The following is a 22642-nucleotide window of genomic DNA, read 5'->3' on the forward strand; positions in this document are numbered from 1 at the left end:
TGCGTCGCCGACCCCGCCTCCGCCCGCCCCACCATCACGGGTCAGCAACTTCCGCCCCGAACCGCTTGACGTGACACCCCTCACGCGCAACACTGACGCAACAGGGTTGCATTCAAGGCAACCACCAAGGCCACGTACCGTGCCGTGCCCCGCCGAAGGAGACAATCATGACCGCGACCACCGCAACCTCCGTCAACGACCTCGAGCGCCTCAAGGTCCTCCACAACGGCGAGAAGCAGCAGCTGACCTTCTCCGACGCCGAGTTCGAGCGCCGCCTCAGCGGGGCGCGCAGGATCATGGCCGAGAAGAACCTCGACGCCGTGATCCTCACCAGCTACCAGGGAATCAAGTACTACTCGGACTTCCTGTTCACGTACTTCGGACGCTCCTACGGCATGGTCGTCACCGCCGACGACACCTGCACCATCACCGCGAACATCGACGCGGGCATGCCCTGGCGCACCAGCTACGGCGAGAACATCGTCTACACCGACTGGAACCGCGACAACTTCTACTACGCGCTCCAGCAGGCCCTGGCCCAGCGCGGGATCACCGACCCGAAGCGCCTGGGCATCGAGGACGACACCGTCACGCCGCAGATCCTCCGCCGCCTCCAGGACGCCTTCCCCGGCGCCGAGCTGGTCGACGTCTCCCAGGACGCGATGCGCCAGCGCATGATCAAGTCCGCCGAGGAGATCGCGGTGATCAAGGAGAGCGCGCGGATCGGCGACATCGGCGGCGAGGCGATCAAGAACGCCGTCCACGCCGGTGTGCAGGAGTTCGAGGTGGCGCTGGCCGGCACCGAGGCCATGACCCGCGAGATCGCGAAGACCTTCCCGCACCGCGAGGTGCGCGACACCTGGGTGTGGTTCCAGTCCGGCATCAACACCGACGGCGCCCACAACTGGGCCACCACGCGGAAGGTGCAGGAGCACGACATCCTGTCGCTGAACGCCTTCCCGATGCCCACCGGCTACTACACCGCCCTCGAGCGCACGCTGTTCTTCGGCGAGCCCGACGAGGAGTCGCTGCGTCTGTGGAACATCAACGTCGAGGTGCACCGCGCCGGCATCGAGCTGATCAAGCCCGGCGCCGTGTGCAAGGACATCGCCCATGAGCTGAACAAGATCTACATCGGCTACGGCCTGTCGCCGAACCGCACCTTCGGCTACGGCCACTCCTTCGGCGTCCTCTCGCACTACTACGGACGCGAGGCCGGCCTGGAGTCGCGCGAGGACATCGACACGGTGCTCGAGCCGGGCATGGTCGTCTCGATGGAGCCGATGATCACCGTGCCCGAGGGCCAGCCCGGCGCGGGCGGCTACCGCGAGCACGACATCCTCGTGGTCGGCGAGGACGGCGCCGAGAACATCACGAAGTTCCCCTTCGGCCCGGAGCACAACATCATCCCTGCCTGATCAGGCACAGGGGACGCCGGCCGGCATCACCGCACTCGCGGACGATGCCGGCCGGCGTCCTCGCCCCCGCCGCGCCCGCCCGGCACGTGCGGCGCCGCCCCGACCCGACCCGACCCGACCCGACCCGACCCGACCCGACCCGACCCGACCCGAGCGGCATGATCGGTCATGGTCGATCACGGGCGCTGGGCGTGCCACTACGCCTATACAGGCGTACTGGTACGCCCTGAGCCGCCTCACGACCATCTTCACCGCCTGCCGGCCCGATCCCCGACCTCAGGAGCCCCGCATGAGCGACCCGGAGACACCGCAGCACCGGCCTGCGACCCCCGACCAGTCGGACGACCCCGTCGAGCGGGCCGGCGAGCACGAATTCGCGCACACCCTGCACGAGGGCGCCGGTGACCTCCGCATCCGCCATCACTTCGCCGTCAGCTCGCAGGCGCCCGTCGCGCCGCAGACCTGGACCCTCGCCCCGGGCGCCTATGAGGGCATGCACGCCCATGACGAGCCGGCGCTCGAGGAGATATACCTGGTCCTCTCCGGGTGGGCCCGCATCCGCCAGGAGGGCGAGACGCATCTGCTGGGTCCCGGGGATGCGGCGCGCGCCCCGCCCGGCATCGAGCACGACCTGGCCTGCGAGGGCGATGAGCCGCGCAGGTGCTCGTGGCATGGGGGCCGACGGGGCACTTCGACATGAGCGGCTTCGGCTCGTACCGCAGGGCCCTCGCCGCACGCGACGCCGCTTCGGCCTCCCGCGACGAGCCCTCCACCGACACGGTCTCCCGCGGCGAGGCCCCTGGGGACGACAGCGCCGATAGGATTCGAGGATGACCAGCACCAACGAGCAGGAGCGCTCCGAGAGCGGCCGCGGCGCCTCCGTCATCGTCAACGTCCTGCGGATCATCCGCGCTTCACCGTGGAGCATCCGCAGCAGGGCGTCACCGAGATCGCGGAGCAGGTCGGCCTGCACAAGTCGAGCGTCTCGCGGATCCTGTCGACCCTCGAGCAGGAGCGGGTGGTCGAGCGCGACGAGGCCTCCCGCCGCTACCGGCTGGGCCTGGGCCTGATCGCCGTGGCCGGGCCGCCGCTCGCAGAGCTCGACGTGCGCCGGGTCGCGCTCGAGGACCTGCAGGAGCTCGCCGAGCGCACCGGGGAGACCTCCGCGCTCGCGGTCTGGAACGGCGTGGCGTCGGTGACGGTGGAGCAGGTCCCGAGCCGACATCAGATCAAGCACACCTCGGTGCTCGGCGACCACTACCGCACGGCGCTGAGCTCGACCGTGCAGGTGCTCCTGGCGACCCTCGAGCCCGCCGAAGCGGAGGCCCTGGTCGTTGCCGGCACGATCCGGCTCGAGGAGGGCTGGGAGACCGGCGACTACATGGAGCGGCTCGCCCGGGTGCGGGAGCAGGGGTACGCGCTCAACGACCGCGAGACCTCCGAGGACGAGGTCTCCCTCGCCGCGCCGGTGCGCGACCACCGCGGGGAGGTCGCCGGCGCCGTGCTCCTCGCGGCGCCGTTCTACCGCGCCGGGGCCGAGCGGCTCCCGGAGCTCGCCGCCCGGACCCGTGCCGCGGCCGACGCGATCTCGCGCCGGCTCGGCGCGGTGAGCCCGGGCTGAGGAGCCCCTCCCCGCTCACAGCGGGTCGGCGACCGCCTCCTCGAGGCCGAGCGGTGCCCGCCCCAGGACCTCCTGGACGTGCCCGGAGGCGAGATCGAGCTCGCCGTCGCGGATCGCGGTGTAGGTGCTGATCCACGCCTCGACCTGCCAGTCCGGTGCGCCGTAGGGAGCACGGGAAGCACGGGCCTCGGCGATCGACTCGTCGACGTACTCGTACTCCTCCCCCGTCGCGCGCGTCATCAGCGGCGCCGCCTCGGCGAGGCTGACCGCGACCGGGCCGGTCAGGTCCAGCGCCCGACCGGCGTAGGGGGCGGGGTCGCGCAGGATCCGGGCGGCGACCTCGGCCACGTCGCGGCGGGCGACGAAGGCGCGGCGTCCTGTGCCGCCCGGGCCGCGGATCACTCGGTCGTCCCCGGCGAAGTCGAGCAAGACGTCGGCGTAGAAGCTGTCGCGCAGGAACGTCCAGGCCATCCCCGAGCCGCGCGGCATCTCCTCGGTCGCGCCGTGGTCGCGGGCGAGGGTGAAGCCGGCGTCGTCGGCCGCGCCGAGGAAGGACGTGTAGACCACGTGCCGGACCCCGGCACGGGCGGCGGCGTCGATCGCGGTGCGGTGCTGGTCGAGCCGGTCGGCGGCCTCGCCGGCGGAGACCAGCAGCGCGCGTCGGCCCCGTCGAAGGCGGCGGCGCAGGCGTCCGCGTCGCCGAACCCTGCCTGCGCCTGCTCGACGCCCTCGAGCGCGGGGAGGCGCTCGAGGCTCCGGCCGACCAGGCGCGCGTGACCCCGGGGGCCCCGTGGAGCAGGCGGGCGACCTCGCCGCCCACCTTGCCGCTCGCGCCGGTGAGGACGATGCGCATCAGAGCAGGCCCTTCTCCGTCAGCCAGCCGGTGGCGATGTCGGCGCTGGAGGCCTGGTCCACGACACTCTGCCGGTGCGGCTCGACGAGGTCGCCGGCGCTGAGCTCGGCGATCACGCTCTCGATCGCGTCGGCCGCCTGCTCGTCGATCTTCTCGGAGACGACGGGGACCACGTTCTGCGGCAGGATCATCGACTCGGGGTCCTCGAGCACCACCAGGTCGTTCTCGGCGATGGAGGGATCGGCGCTGTAGATGTCGGCGAGCTGGACGTCCCCGTCCAGGAGGGCCTGGACGGTCAGCGGACCGCCGGAGTCCTCCACGGGCACCACCGCGATGTCGACGTCGTACACCGCCTTCGCGCCCTCGGGACCGTAGGGCCGCGTCTCGAACTCGCTGTTCGCGGCGATCTTCAGGTCCTCCTCGACGCCTGCGAGGTCGCCGATCGCGCTGAGGGAGTGCGTGGAGGCGAAGTCGGAGGTGGTGGTGTACGAGTCCTGGTCGGAGGCCTCGGCGAAGGACAGCACGCGCGCCCTCCGGCAGGGCCTCCTCGAGGGAGGAGCGGATCTCCTCGGGGCTCGCGGAGCCCGCGTCGGGCTGGTAGTGCCGCAGGAGGTTCCCGAGGTACTCAGGCAAAGCAGGTCCAGCGACCCGGCCTCGAGCTCGGGCATGTACACCTCGCGCTGGCCGATCTGGTACTGGCGGTCGACGGTGAATCCCGCCTTCTCGAGCACCTGCGCGAACAGCTCGGCGATGATCTCGTTGGAGTAGTAGGCCTGGGAGCCGATGGCGAGCGTGCCCGCGGGGGCCTCGCCGCCGCCGTCGGAGCCGGCGGCGCCGGAGCCGCCGTCCTCCTCGAAGGGGTCGGAGCCGCCGCAGGCCGCGGCGCCGAGGGCGAGCCCGCCCGCGCCGAGGGCGCCCAGCAGGTGACGACGGGTGCTGTGGATGCTCATGAGGGTTCTCCTGGGAGGTGAGGTCGGACGGAGCGTGCGGCGGGGAGGGAACAGTCGGGACTCATGCGGCGGCCGTCCCGCGCGGTGCGGTGGCGCGCTGGAGCAGCAGCAGGGCCAGGTCGAGCACGAGGGCGAGCACGATGACCAGCAGGGACCCGGCGATCATCTGCGGGTAGTCCTGCGAGCCGAGGCCCTGGAAGATGTACCGGCCCAGGCCGCCGCGCCCACATAGGCGGCGAGCATGGCAGTGGCGACGACCTGCACGGTCGCGCCGCGCACCCCGCCCACCAGCAGCGGCATCCCCAGCGGGAGCTCGACCCGGGTGAGGATCTGCCATTCGGTCATGCCCTGGGCGCGGGCGGCGTCGACTGTCGCTGGATCTGCGGACTCGACGGCGGAGTAGGCCCCGGCCAGCAGCGACGGGATCGCCAGGATCACGAAGGAGAGCAGCGGCGCGGTGAGCCCGATCCCCACCAGCGGCGCGAACAGGGTCACCAGCCCCAGGGTGGGCAGGGCGCGGGCCACGCCCGCGGCGCCGACGGCGAGGCCCTTGAACCGGCCGGTGTGGCCGACGTACAGCCCGACGGGCACGGCGATCAGCGCCGCGACCAGCACGCCGAGCGCGGTGTAGCCGAGGTGCTCGGCGGTGCGCAGGGGGATCCCGGACGGCCCGGTCCAGCGCACCGGGTCGGAGAGCCATTCGAGGGCGCCGGCGAAGGGGTTCTCGTTCACGGCCTGCCCTCCTTCCGCCCGCGGTGCCAGGGCATCAGCAGGCGGCCCAGCGGCACCAGCGGCGCATCGATGAGCGGCGCGAGGGCGGCGGTCGCGACGACGCCGGCGGCGATCTCGGCGACGATCCCGCGCCGCACCCCGTCCACGAACAGCATCCCCAGGCTCGGCACGCCGAGCACACCGCCGACGGTGACCAGCGAGATCGTGCTGACCGCGACGACCCGCACCCCGCCCAGCGGCACCGGCCCGGCCAGCGGCGGCTCGACCCGCCAGAAGCGGGCGGCCGGGGCGAAGCCCTGGGCCGTCGCGGAGCCGAGCACGTCGCGGGAGACGGAGCGGAAGCCGTCGGAGGCGGTGGGGACCATGAGCGCGAGGCCGTAGAGGGTCAGGGCGACGACGATGTTCAGCGGACTGCGCACGCCGGTGCCGATCAAGCCCGGCAGCAGCACGAACAGCGGCAGGGACGGGATCGCGTACATCAGCCCGGAGGTGGTGGTCACGCCGGTGCGCGACCAGCCGCGGGAGTTCGCGAGCTTCGCCAGCGGCAGGGAGAGCGCGAAGGCGAGCAGGATCGGCGGCGGCGCCTGGACCAGGTGCGCGCCGGTGTATCCCGCGATCACGTCGAGATTGTCGAGGACCCAGCTCACCGGGGCCGCTCCTGCCCGCGCTCGCCCTCGCGTCCCCCGTCGGCCGCGGGAGCGCCGGCGAGCACCCCGGCGGCGCGTCCGTCCGCGTCGACGACGACGTCGCGGCCGTCGACATGCTCGACGTGCAGGGTGCGGGTGCCGCGGTCGGCGCCGACGAAGCTGGCCACAAAGTCGTCGGCCGGGTCGGCGAGGATCTCCTGCGGGGTGCCGACCTGGGCGATCCGGCCGCCGGGGCGGAGGATCACGACGCGGTCGCCGATGCGGAAGGCCTCGTCGATGTCGTGGGTGACGAAGACGATCGTCTTGCGCGGCTCGCGCTGGAGGCGCTGCAGCTCGCTCTGCGGCTCCTCGCGCACGATCGGGTCGACGGCGCCGAAGGGCTCGTCCATGAGCAGGATGTTCGGGTCGGCGGCGAGGCCGCGGGCGACGCCGACGCGCGCTGCTGGCCGCCGGAGAGCTGGGCCGGATAGCGGGAGGCGAGCTCCGGGTCGAGGCCCACGGTGTCCATGAGCTCGCGGGCCCGTTCGCGCGCGGCGCCCTTCGCGGTGCCGCGGCGACGGGGACGGTGGTGATGTTGTCCAGCACGGTGCGATGGGGCGAGCAGGCCCGAGGCCTGCATGACGTAGCCGATGGAGCGGCGCGGCGCCACGGGATCCATCCCCGCGACGTCCTCGCCGTCGATCGTGACGCGTCCAGAGGTGGGGTCGACCATCCGGTTGATCATGCGCATGAGGGTGGTCTTGCCGGAGCCGGAGGTGCCCACGAGCGCGACCGCCTCGTGGGAGGCGATCTCGAGGGTGAAGTCCTCGACTGCGAGCGTGCCGCCCGGATACTCCTTGCGGACGTTCTCGAAACCGATCACGGGGCCTCCCAGGGCGGTCGGGCCGACGAGCTGTCACTGCCGGAGGGACCAACCCTATCGAGTGGCCTGACGCGCGGGGTCGCGCCAGGCCGTTCGGTCCGCCGCGTCCACCGACCCAGCGGCGGATTCTCCTCGACGCGGAGGTCGCCGCGGTGCACGGTCAGCGCCGCCCCCTGTGTGAGGGTCGCGAAGCCCGCCTGCGGGTAGCCGGTCGAGGAGACGAGCACCCGGTCGTGGTCGGCGCGCCAGCGCAGGTCGTACACCTCCGCCGGCTGATCGGCCGGGGCCTGGGGCGGGTCGTGCTGGGCGAAGGCGACGAGCGTGCCGGGCGTGGTGAGCAGGCAGTTCAGCGACTCGGGCGGGCGGCCGAAGAGCTCCGTGGTCAGCGCGGTGAGCTCGGCGGCCGCGTGCTGGATCGCGGGCGCCCAGTCCGTCTGCCCCTCCCGCGGCGGGAGCTCGCCCGCCCAGGCGGTGATCAGCGCGAGGAACAGCTCGGAGTCGGTGGTGCCGAGCGGGGTGCGGCCGCCGCGGGCGAGGATCCGCTCGCGCGGCTCGTCGGAGAGGTCGAACTGGCCGTTGTGGCTGAAGGTCATCTCCCCCTCGACGAAGGGGTGGGTGTTCTCGGGGGTCAGCGCGAGGCCCACGCTCGCCCGACGCAGGTGCACCACGATCACCTCGCCGCGCGCCTCCGCGACCGCGTCCCCGTAGTCGTTCGAGGCGAGGGCGGTGTCGGTGCCGCGGCGCAGCAGCGGGAGCATCGGGGCGGGGTCGTCGCCCCCGTCGGCCCCCGAGCCCGCGGGGTAGGAGGCCACGCCCCAGCCGTCCTTGTGCCGCTCGGAGAGGGCCGTGAACAGCGGCGACTCGTCGGGCACCGCCTCGGGCAGCGGGAGCGCGCCGCGGGAGACGACGCCGAGCAGACGGCACATGGGGCTACTCCTTCTGCGCTCAGCCCGCGGCCGCGCGGGCCTTCATCCGCGCGTCCAGCGCGAGAGCGATCCGGGTGAGCAGGAAGTTGATGACGATGTAGATCACCGAGACCACCAGGTAGGTCTGCACGAGATAGCGGGTGATCGACACGAGCGTCTTGCCCTGGAACTGCGGCTCGTTGTAGCTGACCACGTAGCCGAGCGTGGAGTCCTTCAGCAGCGTGACCAGGGCGAGGATGAGGCTCGGCGGCACCAGGCGCACCGCCTGCGGCAGGATCACGGAGGTCATCGCATCGCGGCGCGAGAGCCCGATCGCGGCGGCCGCCTCGTGCTGTCCGCGGTCCACGGCGTTGATCCCGGCGCGGAACACCTCGGCCGTGGTGGCGGAGGAGACGAGGATCATCGGGATCACCAGCATCCAGAACCGCGGGAAGGTCACGCCGAAGGCGGGCAGGGCCAGCAGGAACGCGTAGACCACCAGCAAGCATCGGAATGCCGCGGTAGAACTCGATCCACACCGCTGCGAGCGTGCTCAGCACCCGGAAGCGGGACAGGCGCGCCAGGGCCAGCAGCAGGCCGAGCGGGAAGGCGACCACGGCGGCGAGCGCCGTGACCTTGAGGGTTCCCCACAGGCCCTGGCCGAGGAAGGCGAGGTAGTCCACCCGCAGGTAGACGATCCACTTGCCCGGATCGAGCTGGCCGTTGGACTGGAACTGCCACAGCGCCCCGGCGAGCGGCCGCGAGGATCGCGACCACGCTGAGGACCGACAGCAGCAGGATGCGCCGACGACCCTTCGGACCGGGCGCGTCGAAGAGGACCTGGGTGGCGCTCGTGCTCATCAGCGCATCTCCTCCCGCTCGTTCCTCGCAGTTCGTCGACGCGCGGAACCCATCGAGCGCATCTCCTCCCGCTCGTTCCTCGCAGTTCGTCGACGCGCGATCATGCCTGGGCTCCTGCCGTCACGTCGAGCGCCTTGCTCGCGCGCGAGCGGTCGCGACCGCCCGGGGACACGGCCCGCTCGATCGCCCCGCCGATCGCCGCACCGCCGAGGGAGAGGACGAGATAGACGGCGCCGGCGATGAGGAACATCAGCACCGCCTGGGCGTAGCGGATGTTCAGCGTCTGCGTCACCCAGGTGACCTCCTGCACCGCGATCGCCGAGCACAGCGCCGAGCCGATCACGGTGCCGATGAATACGTTGACCAGCGGTCGCACCATGGACCGGAACGCCTGCGGCGGCGACCACGTAGCGCGGCGTGCCGAAGAACCCGAGCCCGATCGATCGGGCCGCCTCGGCATGGCCGACGGGCACGGTGTTGATGCCCGAGCGCACGTTCTCGCACACGAACGCGGCCGACGAGAGCGTCAGTCCCAGCACGCCGCACCAGAAGTAGGGCAGGCGCGACCCACGTCCGGCAGGCCGAAGGAGATGAGGATCAGCAGGCTCAGCAGCGGGATGTTGCGGAAGATCTCGACGTACACGGTCGCCGCCCAGCGCAGCGGCGGGATCGGGCTGACCCTCGCCACCGCCATCACGGTGCCGACGACGAGCGCGAACACGTAGCCGAGCACCGTCAGGGCGACGGTCGTCCCGATGCCCTGCAGCAGCAGCGGGATGTTCTCGCGGATGGCGTCCATCTGGGGCCTCTCGGTGCGATCGGGGACTGGGGATCAGGGACGGCCGACGGGCCGGCGGCCTGCCTGCGGGCGGCTCATCGGCCGCCGGGCCGGCGGCCCGCCCGTCGGCCGGGCGGCTCAGCCGATCAGGAGGGGAGGTCGCCGGGGGTGGGCGGCTCGGGGGCCTCGGTGTCCATGACCTCGCCGATCGTGGCGGTCCACAGCTGTTCCCAGGCGCCGGAGTCGATGATCTCCTGCAGGAACGTGTTCACGAAGTCGACCGCGCCCTCGGCATCCTTCGCGAGGCCTACGCCGTAGGGGTCGTCGACGAAAGGCTCGCCCACGACGGTGACCTCGGGGTCCGCGGCGGAGTTGCCGAGCGCAAGACGCCCTGGTCGAGCACGTAGGCGTCGGCCCGGCCCTGCTTGAGCGCGGCGACGCAGGACTCGTTGTCCGGGAGGGTCTGGACGAGGGAGGCGTCGTAGTCCGGGATGAACTCCTCCGCGGCCTGGATGCCGGTCGAGTTCGCCTGGGTGACCACCTTCTTGCCGGTGAGGTCCTCGGGCCCGGAGATAGACTCCGCGTCCTCCGTGCGGACCTGGACCGCGGTGCCGGAGAGGTAGTAGGGGCCGGCGAAGTCGATGACCTCGAGGCGCTCGGGGGTGATCGAGTAGGTCGCGATCACGCAGTCCACGGTCCCGTTCTGCACCAGCGTCTCGCGGGTCTCGACGGTGGTGTCGATGTACTCGACCTTCTCCTCGCCGCCCTCGCCGAGGATGTACTTCGCCAGCGGCTGGGTGATGCCCGCGTCGAAGCCGGTGGGCGCCCGCCGGTGGTCGAGGCGAGGGAGAAGACCTGGTTGGCGACGGTGCCGCCGCGGATCAGCTGGTCCTTCTCCTTGATCGCGGCGGCCCAGGCGCCGCCGGCGACGGCATCATCGGCAGCGACGGGGCCGGAGGCGATCACGTCGGCGAAGGCCGACCCCTCGCCGCCGCCGTCGGAGCCGCCGCTCGCCGAGGTCGGGACCGTCACCGGTGTCGGAGCCGCAGGCGGCCAGGCCCACCAGGGGCAGGGCGGCCGCCGCGGCGACGACGGCCCGGCGGCGAGGGCGGAAGCTCGTGGGGTTCATGGGTCTCTCCGGTTTCTGCGTGCGCTCCGGACGGAGCGGGGGTCGGGGTGTGCGGGAGGGGGTGCGGACATCGGGGTCAGTGCGCGAGGATCTTGGACAGGAAGGCCTTGGCGCGGTCACTGCGGGGAGCGGTGAAGAACTGCTCGGGCTCGCCCTCCTCGACGATCTCGCCGGCGTCCATGTAGACCACGCGGTCGCAGACGTGTCGGGCGAAGCCCATCTCGTGGGTGACCACGAGCATCGTCATCCCTGCCTCCGCGAGCTCCGCCATGACGTCCAGGACCTCGTTGATCACCTCGGGGTCCAGGGCCGACGTCGGCTCGTCGAAGAGCGGCGCCTTCGGCTTCATGGCGAGCGCGCGGGCGATCGCGACGCGCCGCTGCTGACCGTCGGAGAGGGCGGTGGGCAGGGAGTTCGCCTTGTCGGCGAGGCCCACGCGCTCCAGCGGCTCCATCGCCTGCTGGTCCGCTTCGGCCTTGGGCACGCCGCGCACCTTGCGCGGGCCGAGGGTCACGTTGTCGATCGCCTTGAGGTGCGGGAAGAGGTTGAAGCTCTGGAACACCATGCCGACGTCGGCGCGCAGGCGGGTGAGCTCCCGGCCCTCCTCGGGCGCCCGCTCCCCGTCGATGGTGATCTCACCGGAGGTGATCGTCTCCAGCCGGTTCAGGCGGCGGCACAGGGTCGACTTCCCGGAGCCGGAGGCGCCGATCAGGGCGACGACCTCGCCGCGGTGGATGTCGAGGTCGATGCCCTTCAGCGCCTGGAAGTCGCCGAAGAGCTTGTCGACGCCGCGCACGGAGATCAGGGGCTCGCCGGTGCGGGGAGCCCCCCTCGGGGCGGGTCGGGTCCTGCCCCGCGACGTCGGCGTCGGGCGGCGTGGTGCGCTCGTTCATGCTCCGAGAATGCTTCCCCCGGCGACATCTGTCCACATGAGGGGAGCGCTGATCGGATGTCGGGATGCATTCGTGACCGTTCCGGGACCGTCTGCTGGACCTCTCCCACGGCTCCTCCGCCCGCTCCGGGCCCGTCTCCCCGCGCGCGGCCGCGTATCACCACGCCGCGGCCGCGGCCGAGCGCCCTGTCGGTCATCCGACCCGAACTGCTCTGCCCGCCGCGGCCCGACGCGGCTCGACGCGGCCCGGCGCGGCGATCCGCCTGCCCGGCCCCGGGACCCGTCAGCCCTGGTACTTGCCCTGGTAGACGGAGTCGAAGGGGGTGTGGCCCTTCTGGCGGTTCTCGATGGAGCTGGTGACCACGGCCTTCGCGGTCCGGGCCGCCTCGAGCGGGGTGGCTCCCTTGGCGAGCTCGGCGGTGACGGCGGCGGCGAGGGTGCGGCCGGCGCCGTTGACGCGCTCCTGGCCGATCTTGGGGGCGCGCGGCTCGACGGTCTGGTCGCCGTCGTAGAACACGTCCACCGCGTCCTCGCCCTCGAGCACGACCCCGCCCTTGGCCAGCACGATCACGTCGAAGGCCTCGTGGATGCGCTTCGCGGCCTCGGCCAGCTCCTCGACCGTTTCGATGCTCTCCATGCCGGAGAGCGCCAGGGTCTCGAAGTGGTTGGGGGTGACGAAGGTGGCCAGCGGCAGGATCTTCGCCTTCAGCGCGTCGTCGGTGTCCTGGGCGAAGCCGCCCTCGTTGCCCTTGCAGATCAGCACCGGGTCGAGAACGACGTTCCTGAAGGAGCGCTCGGCGAGAGCGCCGGCGACGGTCTCGATCGTGGCGGGGGTGCCGAGCATGCCGATCTTCGTGGTGTCGATGTCGTGCACCGCGGTGCTCGCCTCGATCTGGTCGAGGATCAGCCGCGGCTCCAGCGGCACGAAGCGGTGGCTCCAGTCGTCCTTCGGGTCGAAGGAGACGATGCAGGTCAGCGCCGCAGCGCCGAAGGTGCCCAGCTGGTGGAATGTCTTGATGTCCGCCTGGGCACCGGCACCTCCGGAGGCCTCGGAGCCGGCGATGGTCAGGGCGACGTGAGTCATGGGGGCCTTTCTCGTGGTGTGTGCGTCGGCGTCGCCGGGGCGGTCCGCGGCGCGGGGGGCCGACGGGCTCCGCCTCGTGACGGGTGCCGTCCGGGACGGACGTCGTCGGGCGACGTGACCGCGCGCTCCCAGGGCCGGCGCACCTCTCGGAGGTGCCGCCCGTCGCAGCGGTCGGTGCCGCGCGCTCCCAGGGCCGGGCGCCGCGTGCGGCGCCGCCGACCCGTCGCTGCGGCAGGTCCACGATGGTACCGGGTCCGGTACAGTGCCGGGCGTGCTGTCGCCGGACGAGACGACGGGGCGCGGCGCTCCGTCCACCACGCTCCGCGACACCTCCCTGTCCGAGGACGGGACGGCCGAGCACTCCCCCGCGACGTCGGCCGGGACCCACCGCACCCTCCGTGGCCGCGCCGGCGCGCTGGTCGACGATCACCTCCGCTCGACGCTGAAGTTCCTGGTCGTCGGCGGTCTGGTGTTCCTGCTGGACGCCGCGATGTACAACCTGCTGGTGTTCTGGCATCCCGCGCAGGGCTGGGGCGAGGGCATCATGCACGGCGACCCGCTCACGGCGAAGGTGCTCACGATCGCGGTCGCCTCGTGCCTGACCTATCTGGGCAACCGGCTGTGGACCTTCGGGGACCGCCCCCGTCCCGACACGACCCGCTCGATCATGCTGTTCATCCTGGTCAACGTGATCGCGACGGGACTGCAGCTCGCCTGCCTGGCCTTCTCGCGGTACGTGCTGGGGCTGGACTCCCCGCTCGCGGACAACATCTCCGGCACCTTCATCGGCCAGATCGTCTCGACCTCGTTCCGCTACGTCACCTACGGGCGGCTGGTCTTCCCCCGCCGATGAGCATCGGGCCGCTCGTCACCCCGGCGATCGCTGCCGCACCGCTCCGCAGCTCTGAGAGACTCGGACCCATGAACACCTCCGGTCCCTGGACCCGTGCCGCCGCCAGCGCCGGCCTGCTCGTGGGCGGGCAGGCCCGTCCCACCGTGTTCGCGCAGATGTCGGCGAAGGCCGCCGCCCACGACGCGCTGAACCTCGGGCAGGGCTATCCCGACGACGATCCGCCCGCGCTGGTCGCCGAGGCGGCGATCGACGCGATCCGGCGCGGCCGCAACCAGTACCCGCCGGGTGCGGGCGAGGCGGAGCTTCGCGAGGCCGTGGCCGAGCACCAGGCGAGCTGGTACGGACTGCGCTGGGACCCCGCCACGGAGGTGCTGGTCACGACCGGGGCGACGGAGGCGCTGGCCGCGACGATCCTGGCGCTGGTCGAGCCGGGCGACGAGGTGATCACCCTCGAGCCCTTCTACGACCAGTACGCGGCGCTGATCGCGCTCGCGGGCGGCGTGCACCGCACCGTCCCGATCACCTCCCGGCCGGGCTCCGCCACAGACACCGGCTCGGCGGCCGACGACGGGGACCTGGTGCTGGACGTGGACCGGGACGCGCCGCGCGCGGCGTTCTCCGAGCGCGCCCGCCTGGTGCTCGTGAACACGCCGCACAACCCCACCGGACTGATGCTGTGGGTGGAGGCGGCGCAGGCGATCGTCGAGGAGGCGGAGCGGCACGATGCGCTGATCGTCACCGACGAGGTCTACGAGCACCTCACCTTCGGCCCCGCCCATCTGCCGCCGGCGACGCGCCCGGGGCGCAGGACCGCACGATCTCGATCTCCTCGGCGGGCAAGACCTTCGCCGTGACCGGGTGGAAGATCGGCTGGATCACGGCGCGGCCCGAGCTGATCACCGCGATCACCGGGGTCAAGCAGTGGCTGACCTACGCCTCGGGCGCTCCCTTCCAGCCCGCGGTCGCCGCCGGGCGCGTATGGATCCGACGGTCTTCCACGACCTCGCCGCCGACCTGCGCGCACGACGCGACCTGCTCACCGACGGGCTGCGCCGGATCGGCTTCCGGGTGAGCGTGCCGGAGGCCGGATACTTCACCGTCGCCGACGCGGGCCCGCTCGGCGAGCGCGACGCCCGCGCCCTGGCCGAGCGCCTCCCCGAGGAGGCCGGGGTGGTCGCGATCCCGCTGTCGGCCTTCTACCGCGACGGCGAGGCGGGCGACGCCTCGTCCCATCTGCGGCTCGCCTTCTGCAAGTCGCGCGCGACGATCGAGCAGGCGCTGGAGCGGCTCGAGAGCTGGGCGGCGCCCCGCCGCTGAGTGGTCGACGGCCCGGTGGGTCGACGCCGCCGACCCGGTCGCGCTCCGACGCCGGCCCGTGCTGACGGCGCTCCCGGCCCGTCGCCCGGGCATGCGCGGCCGACGGTCCGGCCCCGTACGGCCGACGGCCCGCCTGCCGCCCGGAGAGCTCCGGGGGCGGGCGGGCCGTCGTGGTCGCGGGCGGGCCTCAGGAGGCCTTGACCCAGACGGGGTCGGCGCTGAAGTTCATCAGCGTCGAGACGGTGAAGCCGCCTGTCTTCGCCTGGTCCTCGGGGATGATGATCCCGTACTGCCACTCGCCGGTGTCGCCATCATGGAGCGTTCCGGTGTCGAGCCAGCTCTGCGGGGTCAGGGTGCCCTCGTCGCTGAAGGTGTCGCCGCTCTCGCCCACGTAGTCGGCCGTGAGGGCGAAGTAGCCCGGCTCCGCAGAGCCGTCACCGTGGTACGTCATCGACACGGGGACGAGGATGTAGGTCTCGCCCTCGCCGGGCCGCTCGTTGGCCGAACTGGCTTCCATGACCGCATCGGTCGCATCCCAATCCACCTCTCCGATGACGACCTCGAGCGTGCCGCCGCCGCCATCGTCGAGCGTGAACTTCTCGCCGATCGCGTACGGGGCGTCCTTGGTGCCCTTGCCGTCGGCGGCGGCCTCGGTCGTCGCCTCCTCCGAGGTGGCCTCCTCGGTCGTGGCGTCCTCCTCGGTCGGCTCCTCGCCGTCCTCGGTGGTGGCCTGCTCCGAGGTGGTCCGGTCGTCCGTGGGCTCCCCGCCGTCGCGGGTGAACAGGAAGATGCCGCCGCCGACGAGGAGCACGATCAGGGCGAGCACCGCACAGCCCGCGCAGATGAGCAGCGGCGTCTTCGAGGACTTCTTCGGCGGTTCGGCGTGCTGGGCGTGAGGTCGCTGGCCGTCGGCCCCGAAGGCAGGCGCGGAGGCCGGCGCCTGGGCCCAGCCCTGCGGGTCCTGACCGTAGCCGGAGTTCGGCGAGGGTCGCCCGTAAGCACCGCTCGGCGAGCCCTGGCCGTACGCCTGCTGGTCGAAGCCCTGCTGCCCGTACCCCTCCTCGCCGTAGCCCTGCTGCTGGCCATAGGGCTGTGGTCCCTGCCCGTAGCCGGCGTTCGCGGACTGCTTGCCCGTACTGGTCATCGGACGGGGGCTGACTCCACGGGTTCTGCGGTGGCTGCGACATGGTCCGTTCCGGCGCCGGCCGCGGCGCCGACCCCTCTCTGCTGGCGGGACAAGCTCTGCACGAACCTGCGCGGGTCCGTCCGCGTCATCGTAGAGCGCGTCCAGGCTCCGTTCAGCATCCGTCATGTCGCAGTCGGGTCACGATGCCGGGCGGAACCGTCGTGCGCTCCCGTCGACGGTCACCCCGCGTCGTCCTCACCTGCTATACCCCGCGACGGGACGGAGCGACCGCGCACGTCGGCGTGCGTCGGCCGCCCCGTCGGGACCGGGCTCAGCGCCCCGCGGTGAACCGCTCCCCGTGGAAGGCGGCGCCGGTGGTGCGCTCGGAGGCACCGGAGGCGTCGAGATAGGGGGTGATCCCGCCGCGGTGGCGGGGAAGCCCGCGCCGAGGATCAGCGCGAGGTCCACCTGCTCGGGTCGCTCGACCACGCCCTCCTCGATCATCAGCTGGATCTCCTCGGCCAGGCCGGCCCGCACCTTCTCCAGCGGCGCCTCGCCGACCAGCGGCTCGATGCCGGCGGGGCGCTCGCCCTCGCCGAAGACCTGCGCGACCGTCGGGGAGACCGGCGGGTGCACGGAGCCGCGACTGCGCTCGGTGAAGTGGACGCCGCCCTGCGCCATGACGCCGAGCCCGGGCGAGGCGTGGAAGCGGTCGCCGAGCTCCTCGCGCAAGCACCTGGCCCACATGGTCGGCGACGCCGAGCCCCACCAGGTCCAGCGGCTCGAAGGGTCGCATCGGCATGCCGAGCGCGTCGAGGGAGGCGTCGACCTCCGTCGGGTCTGCGCCGGCGTCGAGGAGGCGAGCACGCCGCCGAGCACGCGGAAGAGCAGTCGGTTGACGATGAAGCCGGGCGCGTCGGCGCTGCGCACCGCGAACTTCCGCAGGCGGCGCACCACCTCGAGACCGGTGGCGAGGGTCTGCTCGTCGGTCTTCTCGGTGTGGATCACCTCGACCAGCGGCATCTTCGCGACGGGGTTGAAGAAGTGCAGGCCGACGACCCGCTCGGGGCGGGCGAGGTCCTCGGCCATCTTCGACACGGAGAGCGAGGAGGTGTTGGTGACCAGCGAGCGCGTCCTCGGCGAGGACGCCCTCGAGCTCGGCGAAGACGGACTTCTTGATCGCGAGCACCTCCGGCACCGCCTCGATCACGAGGTCGCAGCCGGCGAGCTCCTGCAGGTCGGTGGTGGCGGAGAGGTTCTCGGCGATCGCGGTCGCGGTCTGCTCGTCGAGATGTCCGCGGGCGGCGGTCTGGGCGATCACGTCGCGGGCGGCGGCCAGGCCCTTCTCGGCGATGGCCTCGTCGAGGTCGCGCATGACGACGGGGACCTTCAAGCCGAGCGCGAGCGCGCCGCGATCTGGGAGGCCATCAGCCCGGCGCCGGCGACGCCGACGCGCGTGATCTCCCGCGCGCCCTCGACCGGGGTACGGCCGGGCTTGCCGCGGCGCAGCGGCTCGGCGGAGTAGAGGGACGCGGAGGCGGCATCACTGCGGACGAGCTCGGCGAGCGCGTCGCCCTCGCGGGTCAGGGCGTCCTCGAGGGTGGAGCCGGGCAGCTGCTGCAGCAGGATCAGGGCGCGGCCGACGGCGGGGGCGCCCTGCGCCTCGAGCCGCGCGCCCAGGCGCGGCGGGTCTCGGCGGGGCTGTGCGGGGCGTCGAGCGCGTCCAGCGGCTCCTCGGCCTCGGGCGAGTCGGCGGCGGGCAGGGCAGGGGCGCGCCCGCCCCAGGCGCCGGCCGCTTCGGCCGGAGCGGTCTCGCCGACGACGGCGGGGTCGACCACGTCGGTGTCGGTCTCGTCGACGTCGACGTGGGCGGCGACCAGGGCGGCGAACTGCTCGAGGGCCTCGTCGAGGTCGGCGGCGATCTCGTCGACGAGCCCGGCCTCCTGGGCCTTCTCGGCGGTGAGCTGGCGGTCGCGGGCGGGGTCCTCGAGGATCATCCGCACAGCGGTCTCCGCGCCGACGACGGACTGCAGCAGCGTCGTACCGCCCCAGCCGGGGAGGATGCCGAGGCTGGTCTCGGGCAGGCCGATGCCGCGCACGCCGGGGGCGGCGGTGCGCACGTCGGCCATGAGCGCGACCTCGAGGCCGCCGCCGAGGGCGACGCCGTTGAGGTGGGCCAGGATCGGGACGGGGCTGGTGCGCACGCGGACCTGCAGGTCGTGGGCGGCGCGGGTCATCGCGCGGACGTTCTCGGCGGCGGTGGGGTCGGCGAACATCGACAGGTCGGCGCCGGCGAGGAAGGTGCGGCCGGTGCCGGTCAGGGCGATCGCACGGATCTCCCCGGCCTCGGCGCGGTCGAGCGCGGCGGCGATCGCGCCGGTGACGGCGTCGATGGAGCGGGGGCCGAGGGTCGCGGGGCGGCGTTCCTCGCCCTCCGGCGGGGCGAAGGTTAGAACGGCCACGGTGCCGAGTCCGGGGTGCTCGCGATCCTCCGTGACGACTCGGGTGACGTGCTCGGTATAGCTGCTCATCAGGGGCCTTTCGCGTTCTCGTCGTCGAGTGCCGCACAGTTGTCTGATACTGCGGGTTTCAGGTAGATCATGCCCCAGGTCGGGGCCGGGTGTCCACCGGGGCCGCTCCGTCCGACCACCTCAGCTCGCGCGGAGCCAGATGCCCTCCTGGACATCGCCAGCGCGCTGGGTGAGCACGAAGTGCCCGTCGCCCTGGATCTCCTCGGGAACCACGAAGGCCTGCTGGGAGAGGATCTCGTCCGTCGGCACGGCGGTCTCCTTCTGCGAGATCTCGTCGTAGAGCGGGGTGACCTGGGCGCCGTTCTTGTACTCGGTGCCGTCGGCGGCCACGTAGGTGACGTCGATCCAGTGGCCGCCGTAGGTGGCGAAGGGCTTCTGCCCGCGATGGCGCCCCTCGAAGGTGACCATGATGTTCTTCATCCCCTCGGCCGGCTCGTCGTTGAGGGAGTTCGTCTCCCGGATCTCCTCGGTCGCGTCCCAGTCCACAGCGGTGATCCGCACGTCGACGCGGCCGCTGTCCTCGGTCGGCTCGAAGGGGACGACGGCGTCGTGCGCTACCGCCTCGTCGGGGCCGACGGGGGCCTCGGCGATGACCTCGCCGCCCTCGGGGACGGTCTGCTCCGTCGCGACCTCCTCCGCGCCTGAGGAGGGCGGGCCCTGCGGCGCCCGGATCCCGAAGAAGCCGCCGACGCCGAGGAGAGCGGCCCGCGATCATCGAGACGGCGGCGACCGCGACGTAGAAGGAGGTGCGGGGGCGGTGTTCGGGCAGCGGCTGGGTGGGCGGCGCGGGCCGCATGTCGACTCCTCCTGCGGCGCGCCGCTCCGCGGCCGTCGCCGCCCCTCCCCCGGTGCGGTGCGCGCCCCTGCGCGGGGCACCCTCACGCTAGCGCACGCGGCCCCCATCACCTGGCCGGCGACTTCCGGCCCGCCCCTCCGTCCCACGCCCCTCCGGTCTGCGAGTCCCCGGCTCGCGGCCGACGCGCCGGCGCCCGGGCGGCCGGCGACCACCCGCCGACGGCGCGCTCAGGTGGTCGCGAAGTAGAGGACCTCTCCGCTGAACGTCTCGACCCCGAGCCGGAAGCTCTCCATCTCCGCCTCGGGCACCACGAAGGCGCTGTGGAAGCGGGCACTGGCCCCGTCGGCGAGCGGGGTGATGCGCTTCATCGGGTCGGGGACGAGGCCCTCGCCGACGTCCGGGAAGTAGGTGCGCGAGGACTCACCGGTCAGCCACAGCTCCTCGGCGGGTGCGAGATGCCCGGTCCCGTCGTAGCGCACCTCGTACTCGACCAGGACCAGGCGATAGCCCTCCTGGATGGCGCCCTCGCCGCTCGCGCCGGGCAGGGTCGCGTCGAGGTCGACCGCCAGCGGGGTGACGCTGAGCGTCCCGCCGGTCCAGACGCTCCAGGCGACGGAGTGCTCGCCGACGGTCGCGGGCCGGTCGTAGCCGCCGGTGCCGTCGGTGACCTCGCGCCCCTGCGCGTCGAGGACGGTGCCGGGCTCGCGCGGGCGCTCGGTCTGCGCGGGCGGGGCGGAGCGGGTGGCGGGCGCGGAGGGCGGCGCGGCCGACGGGTCCGCCGCCCCGCCGCCGAGCAGGTTCTGCCCGGCGCCCAGCACGAGGGCGACGATCGCGACGGCGGCCGCGCCCTGCACGGCGACCATGGCGAGGATGGCCCAGGCGGGCAGGCGTCCGTCGCGGCGCTCCTCGTCGGGCGTTTCCTCCGGGGCGTCGTCGGTGAAGGACGGCGCGCCGTAGGGGCCCTCGGCGGGGGTGTCGAAGAGGCCGTCGGGGATGCCGGAGGGCTCCTCGGAGGCCGCACCGGTCGCGTCGGGCTCGGCCCCCGTCCCGGACCAGGCGGAGACGTCGGCCGTGAGGTCGCGCGACGGGATGGCGCGTGCGCCCCGACGGGGAAGCGCGGGCGGCGCGGCGGGGTCGGCGGGGGTGCGCGCGGACGGGTCGGAGGCGTCCGGCGCGTCGGCGCCGTCCTCCCAGTCGTAGTCGGAGGGCGTCCCCCGTCCCGTGCTCATGCATCGAGCCTAGAGGACGGGCACGACGGAGCGGCGGGGGTCGCAGGCCCTTGCCGGCGACGGCACCGCGGGCTCAGCCGAGCCAGGCGGTGACCAGCGCGTACGCTCCGATCGAGAGGAGCAGGATGATCCCGAGCGGCACCAGCGCGACGGCCCTCGGGGCCGGGCGGCGGGATGCGCGGCGGTCTGGGTCCGGGCCGCTGGGGTCCTGGGCGTTCGGCACGTGCCGTGCTCCTTCCGGGGCTGGTCGAGGCCCGGCGGGGCGGGCACGGCCACGGTAGTCGACCTCCCCGGGACAGGGGTGAGCGAGGAGAACCGCGTCGAGCTCCTCTCGCGCCTCGCCCGTCGGACGGGCTCTGTCGCCGGTCAGGGAGACGCGCTAGCGTGGTGGGCGCACCGGCCGGCCACCGCCGCGCCCGCGACCCGAGAGCCGATGGGCGCGGACGGACCCGGCCCCACCCCGCCACGAGGAGTGCTCCATGACCTCTGCTCCGACCGCATCCCTGACCCGTCTGCCCCGCACCGACCTGGAGGTGCTCCCGCTGAACCTCGGCGGGAACACCTTCGGCTGGACCTCGGACCGCGAGACGTCCTTCGCCGTGCTGGACGCCTTCGTCGCCGCCGGCGGCGCTTCATCGACACCGCCGACGTCTACGCCGCCTGGGCCGAGGGCAGCGAGGGCGGCGACTCCGAGACGGTGCTCGGCGAATGGTTCGAGGCGCGCGGGAATCGCGAGGAGATCGTGCTGGCCACCAAGGTCGGCGCGAAGCCGTCGCGCACGGGCCTGTCGGCCGCGAACGTCGAGGCGGCGCTGGACGAGTCGCTCGAGCGGTCGCGCACCGACCGCATCGACCTGTACTACGCCCACTACGACGACGAGGCGGTCTCGATCGAGGAGCAGGTGCGGATCGGCGACGGCCTGGTCCGCTCCGGCAGGGTGCGCCACCTGGGCCTGTCGAACTACTCGCCGGAGCGGATGCGGGAGTGGTTCGAGGTCGCGACCCGCGAGGGCCTCACCGTGCCGGTCGCTATCCAGCCGCACTACAACCTGCTGGCCCGCGCCGCGTACGAGAAGGACTACGCCCCGATCGCGCGCGAGTTCGACGCGGCCGTCATGCCCTACTTCTCGCTCGCCTCCGGCCTGCTGACCGGCAAGTACCGCACGAAGGAGGACCTCGAGGGCCGCGCCCGCAAGGGCATGGTCCAGGACCAGCTCACCGAGGACGCCCTGGCCGTGGTGGACGTGCTCACCGAGGTCGCCGCGACGCACGACGCGGAGCCGGCGTCCGTCGCGATCGCCTGGTCGCTGGCCAAGGGCACGACCGCCCCGATCGCCTCGGCGAGCACGCCCGAGCAGGCTGCCCGCCCTCCTCGCAGGCACCGCTCTCGAGCTCTCCGCGCAGGACGTCGCCGCCCTGGACGAGGCCTCAGCGCCCTTCGCCTGAGCGGCGCCGGCGGCCCGGCGGTGTCAGGTCAGGCGGGCGACTTCGTGGCGATTACGACGTAGTTGCCGTAGCCGGGCTGCAGCGTGCCGTACCAGCCGCCGTCGCCGCCGCCGTCGGGGGTGCCGACGATCTCGCACAGCGCGTGCCGGCCGCCGTCGCGCGGCTCGCATCGCGCGTCGAGCTCCTCGGGCAGCGGACCCTCGGGGCTGTCGGCCATCATCACCGCGGTGACCATGGCGCCCTCGACCTCCTCCAGAGTGACCTCGCTCGGCATCGCCGCGCTCAGGCCGCCGATGCCCTGCGGGGCCTCGGCGACGGCGAGGCCGTCCGTGACGCCGACCTCGACGAGCAGCGAGGTCGCGCCGAGCGCCGCGGGGACGAGGTGGACGACGGCGGTCTGCTCTCCCATGCCTCGGCCGTCGCCGGGCAGGACGCAGTCGGCGGTGTCGCCGGCGAGGGTCGCCGCGCCCTCGCAGGTCGCTCCGCTGCTCGCGAAGAACTCCTGGCCGGCGATGTCGGAGGCCTCCATGGACGTGGCCCCGCGGTGCTCGCCGTAGAGGTTCTGCACGACGAGATACCCGCGCCGAGAGGAAGGCTCTCGGCCGAGTAGGTG

The 22642-nt window shown here is 73.1% G+C and carries 25 protein-coding genes and 6 pseudogenes; 6 read left to right on the top strand and 25 right to left on the bottom strand.

Annotated elements, in window-relative coordinates; all coding sequences use genetic code 11:
• The first annotated feature begins 167 nt into the window (after window positions 1–167).
• From WKH84_RS12270 to WKH84_RS12280, 3 genes are all read left to right on the top strand, one after another.
• Window positions 168–1418 carry an aminopeptidase P family protein gene (locus tag WKH84_RS12270; protein ID WP_341853853.1) on the top strand — a complete coding sequence of 417 codons (1251 nt, stop codon included), beginning with the start codon at window positions 168–170 and terminating at the stop codon, window positions 1416–1418.
• 289 nt (window positions 1419–1707) lie between these two features.
• On the top strand, window positions 1708–2118 hold the full coding sequence (locus WKH84_RS12275) for a cupin domain-containing protein (RefSeq protein WP_341853854.1): 411 nt from the start codon (window positions 1708–1710) through the stop codon (window positions 2116–2118).
• A 219-nt stretch (window positions 2119–2337) separates the two neighbouring features.
• Window positions 2338–3039 carry an IclR family transcriptional regulator gene (locus WKH84_RS12280; RefSeq protein ID WP_341853855.1) on the top strand — a complete coding sequence of 234 codons (702 nt, stop codon included), beginning with the start codon at window positions 2338–2340 and terminating at the stop codon, window positions 3037–3039.
• Between the two features lie 15 nt (window positions 3040–3054).
• On the opposite strand, the gene WKH84_RS12285 is transcribed toward WKH84_RS12280, so the two are convergent.
• The 16 genes and pseudogenes from WKH84_RS12285 to WKH84_RS12360 form a co-directional block, all read right to left on the bottom strand.
• Complete coding sequence (locus tag WKH84_RS12285; protein WP_341856883.1) at window positions 3055–3726, bottom strand: NAD(P)H-binding protein; 672 nt, start codon at window positions 3724–3726, stop codon at window positions 3055–3057.
• A gap of 165 nt (window positions 3727–3891) precedes the next feature.
• Entirely contained in the window at window positions 3892–4842 is a 951-nt protein-coding gene (locus WKH84_RS12290; protein ID WP_341853856.1) for an ABC transporter substrate-binding protein, read from the bottom strand.
• A gap of 162 nt (window positions 4843–5004) precedes the next feature.
• The gene (locus tag WKH84_RS12295; RefSeq protein WP_341853857.1) at window positions 5005–5574 is read right to left on the bottom strand and encodes an ABC transporter permease subunit; all 570 of its coding nucleotides are present in this window, start codon (window positions 5572–5574) and stop codon (window positions 5005–5007) included.
• Complete coding sequence (locus tag WKH84_RS12300) at window positions 5571–6221, bottom strand: ABC transporter permease subunit (protein ID WP_341853858.1); 651 nt, start codon at window positions 6219–6221, stop codon at window positions 5571–5573. Before WKH84_RS12300 ends, WKH84_RS12295 begins: the two co-directional genes overlap by 4 nt.
• Complete coding sequence (locus tag WKH84_RS12305) at window positions 6218–6466, bottom strand: hypothetical protein (RefSeq protein WP_341853859.1); 249 nt, start codon at window positions 6464–6466, stop codon at window positions 6218–6220. The genes WKH84_RS12300 and WKH84_RS12305 overlap by 4 nt, the downstream gene beginning before the upstream one ends.
• Window positions 6463–7083 (bottom strand): ATP-binding cassette domain-containing protein, encoded by a 621-nt coding sequence (locus tag WKH84_RS12310; RefSeq protein WP_341853860.1) that lies wholly within the window; start codon window positions 7081–7083, stop codon window positions 6463–6465. The genes WKH84_RS12305 and WKH84_RS12310 overlap by 4 nt, the downstream gene beginning before the upstream one ends.
• Window positions 7080–8009, bottom strand: coding sequence for a class II glutamine amidotransferase (locus tag WKH84_RS12315; protein ID WP_341853861.1), 930 nt, complete (start codon window positions 8007–8009; stop codon window positions 7080–7082). The genes WKH84_RS12310 and WKH84_RS12315 overlap by 4 nt, the downstream gene beginning before the upstream one ends.
• Window positions 8010–8028: 19 nt before the next feature.
• Complete coding sequence (locus tag WKH84_RS12320) at window positions 8029–8487, bottom strand: ABC transporter permease subunit (RefSeq protein WP_341853862.1); 459 nt, start codon at window positions 8485–8487, stop codon at window positions 8029–8031.
• A 64-nt stretch (window positions 8488–8551) separates the two neighbouring features.
• Window positions 8552–8671, bottom strand: a pseudogene (locus WKH84_RS12325) (amino acid ABC transporter permease); the annotation flags it as partial.
• Window positions 8672–8949: 278 nt separating this feature from the next.
• Window positions 8950–9228 carry a hypothetical protein gene (locus WKH84_RS12330; RefSeq protein WP_341853863.1) on the bottom strand — a complete coding sequence of 93 codons (279 nt, stop codon included), beginning with the start codon at window positions 9226–9228 and terminating at the stop codon, window positions 8950–8952.
• Between the two features lie 147 nt (window positions 9229–9375).
• Window positions 9376–9648 carry an ABC transporter permease subunit gene (locus WKH84_RS12335; protein ID WP_341853864.1) on the bottom strand — a complete coding sequence of 91 codons (273 nt, stop codon included), beginning with the start codon at window positions 9646–9648 and terminating at the stop codon, window positions 9376–9378.
• Window positions 9649–9773: 125 nt separating this feature from the next.
• A complete protein-coding gene (locus WKH84_RS12340; RefSeq protein ID WP_341853865.1) occupies window positions 9774–9971 on the bottom strand; it encodes a hypothetical protein in 198 nt (65 codons plus the stop codon).
• Window positions 9935–10417 (bottom strand): transporter substrate-binding domain-containing protein, encoded by a 483-nt coding sequence (locus WKH84_RS12345; protein WP_341856884.1) that lies wholly within the window; start codon window positions 10415–10417, stop codon window positions 9935–9937. Before WKH84_RS12345 ends, WKH84_RS12340 begins: the two co-directional genes overlap by 37 nt.
• The gene (locus WKH84_RS12350) at window positions 10309–10659 is read right to left on the bottom strand and encodes a hypothetical protein (protein WP_341853866.1); all 351 of its coding nucleotides are present in this window, start codon (window positions 10657–10659) and stop codon (window positions 10309–10311) included. Before WKH84_RS12350 ends, WKH84_RS12345 begins: the two co-directional genes overlap by 109 nt.
• Window positions 10660–10832: 173 nt before the next feature.
• Window positions 10833–11561, bottom strand: a complete 729-nt coding sequence (locus WKH84_RS12355; protein ID WP_341856885.1) for an amino acid ABC transporter ATP-binding protein — start codon at window positions 11559–11561, stop codon at window positions 10833–10835.
• 370 nt (window positions 11562–11931) lie between these two features.
• Window positions 11932–12732, bottom strand: a complete 801-nt coding sequence (locus WKH84_RS12360; protein WP_341853867.1) for a hydroxymethylpyrimidine/phosphomethylpyrimidine kinase — start codon at window positions 12730–12732, stop codon at window positions 11932–11934.
• A 271-nt stretch (window positions 12733–13003) separates the two neighbouring features.
• Here WKH84_RS12360 and WKH84_RS12365 point away from each other — a divergent pair, with 271 nt between their 5' ends.
• Window positions 13004–13585 carry a GtrA family protein gene (locus WKH84_RS12365; RefSeq protein ID WP_341853868.1) on the top strand — a complete coding sequence of 194 codons (582 nt, stop codon included), beginning with the start codon at window positions 13004–13006 and terminating at the stop codon, window positions 13583–13585.
• A 68-nt stretch (window positions 13586–13653) separates the two neighbouring features.
• Window positions 13654–14902, top strand: a pseudogene (locus WKH84_RS12370) (aminotransferase class I/II-fold pyridoxal phosphate-dependent enzyme).
• 187 nt (window positions 14903–15089) lie between these two features.
• Here WKH84_RS12370 and WKH84_RS12375 read toward each other — a convergent pair.
• From WKH84_RS12375 to WKH84_RS12410, 8 genes and pseudogenes are all read right to left on the bottom strand, one after another.
• On the bottom strand, window positions 15090–16046 hold the full coding sequence (locus tag WKH84_RS12375; RefSeq protein ID WP_341853869.1) for a hypothetical protein: 957 nt from the start codon (window positions 16044–16046) through the stop codon (window positions 15090–15092).
• Window positions 16047–16359: 313 nt separating this feature from the next.
• A pseudogene (locus tag WKH84_RS12380) lies at window positions 16360–16842 on the bottom strand (3-hydroxyacyl-CoA dehydrogenase family protein); the annotation flags it as partial.
• A 161-nt stretch (window positions 16843–17003) separates the two neighbouring features.
• A pseudogene (locus tag WKH84_RS12385) lies at window positions 17004–17117 on the bottom strand (3-hydroxyacyl-CoA dehydrogenase NAD-binding domain-containing protein); the annotation flags it as partial.
• A gap of 97 nt (window positions 17118–17214) precedes the next feature.
• A pseudogene (locus tag WKH84_RS12390) lies at window positions 17215–17403 on the bottom strand (3-hydroxyacyl-CoA dehydrogenase NAD-binding domain-containing protein); the annotation flags it as partial.
• 253 nt (window positions 17404–17656) lie between these two features.
• Window positions 17657–18559 carry an enoyl-CoA hydratase/isomerase family protein gene (locus tag WKH84_RS12395; RefSeq protein WP_341853870.1) on the bottom strand — a complete coding sequence of 301 codons (903 nt, stop codon included), beginning with the start codon at window positions 18557–18559 and terminating at the stop codon, window positions 17657–17659.
• A gap of 120 nt (window positions 18560–18679) precedes the next feature.
• Window positions 18680–19060: a hypothetical protein gene (locus WKH84_RS12400; protein WP_341853871.1), complete on the bottom strand. Its 381-nt coding sequence runs from the start codon at window positions 19058–19060 to the stop codon at window positions 18680–18682.
• A gap of 522 nt (window positions 19061–19582) precedes the next feature.
• On the bottom strand, window positions 19583–20584 hold the full coding sequence (locus WKH84_RS12405; RefSeq protein WP_341853872.1) for a hypothetical protein: 1002 nt from the start codon (window positions 20582–20584) through the stop codon (window positions 19583–19585).
• Window positions 20585–20657: 73 nt separating this feature from the next.
• Window positions 20658–20807, bottom strand: coding sequence for a hypothetical protein (locus WKH84_RS12410; protein WP_341853873.1), 150 nt, complete (start codon window positions 20805–20807; stop codon window positions 20658–20660).
• Window positions 20808–21063: 256 nt separating this feature from the next.
• On the opposite strand from WKH84_RS12410, the pseudogene WKH84_RS12415 reads away from it, so the two are divergent.
• Window positions 21064–22029, top strand: a pseudogene (locus tag WKH84_RS12415) (aldo/keto reductase).
• Between the two features lie 28 nt (window positions 22030–22057).
• On the opposite strand, the gene WKH84_RS12420 reads toward WKH84_RS12415, so the two are convergent.
• Window positions 22058–22597 (bottom strand): hypothetical protein, encoded by a 540-nt coding sequence (locus WKH84_RS12420; protein WP_341853874.1) that lies wholly within the window; start codon window positions 22595–22597, stop codon window positions 22058–22060.
• Between the last annotated feature and the right edge of the window lie 45 nt (window positions 22598–22642).

Origin of the sequence: Brachybacterium sp. GPGPB12, assembly GCF_038396325.1 — a bacterium.
Taxonomy (GTDB): Bacteria; Actinomycetota; Actinomycetes; order Actinomycetales; family Dermabacteraceae; genus Brachybacterium; species Brachybacterium conglomeratum.

Coding starts and splice junctions, on each gene's coding strand:
- WKH84_RS12270 (WP_341853853.1), top strand. CDS start 168: ATGACCGCGACCACCGCAACCTCCGTCAACGACCTCGAGCGCCTCAAG.
- WKH84_RS12275 (WP_341853854.1), top strand. CDS start 1,708: ATGAGCGACCCGGAGACACCGCAGCACCGGCCTGCGACCCCCGACCAG.
- WKH84_RS12290 (WP_341853856.1), bottom strand. CDS start 4,842: ATGAGCATCCACAGCACCCGTCGTCACCTGCTGGGCGCCCTCGGCGCG.
- WKH84_RS12315 (WP_341853861.1), bottom strand. CDS start 8,009: ATGTGCCGTCTGCTCGGCGTCGTCTCCCGCGGCGCGCTCCCGCTGCCC.
- WKH84_RS12330 (WP_341853863.1), bottom strand. CDS start 9,228: ATGGTGCGACCGCTGGTCAACGTATTCATCGGCACCGTGATCGGCTCG.
- WKH84_RS12335 (WP_341853864.1), bottom strand. CDS start 9,648: ATGGACGCCATCCGCGAGAACATCCCGCTGCTGCTGCAGGGCATCGGG.
- WKH84_RS12360 (WP_341853867.1), bottom strand. CDS start 12,732: ATGACTCACGTCGCCCTGACCATCGCCGGCTCCGAGGCCTCCGGAGGT.
- WKH84_RS12375 (WP_341853869.1), bottom strand. CDS start 16,046: ATGACCAGTACGGGCAAGCAGTCCGCGAACGCCGGCTACGGGCAGGGA.
- WKH84_RS12395 (WP_341853870.1), bottom strand. CDS start 18,559: ATGAGCAGCTATACCGAGCACGTCACCCGAGTCGTCACGGAGGATCGC.
- WKH84_RS12405 (WP_341853872.1), bottom strand. CDS start 20,584: ATGAGCACGGGACGGGGGACGCCCTCCGACTACGACTGGGAGGACGGC.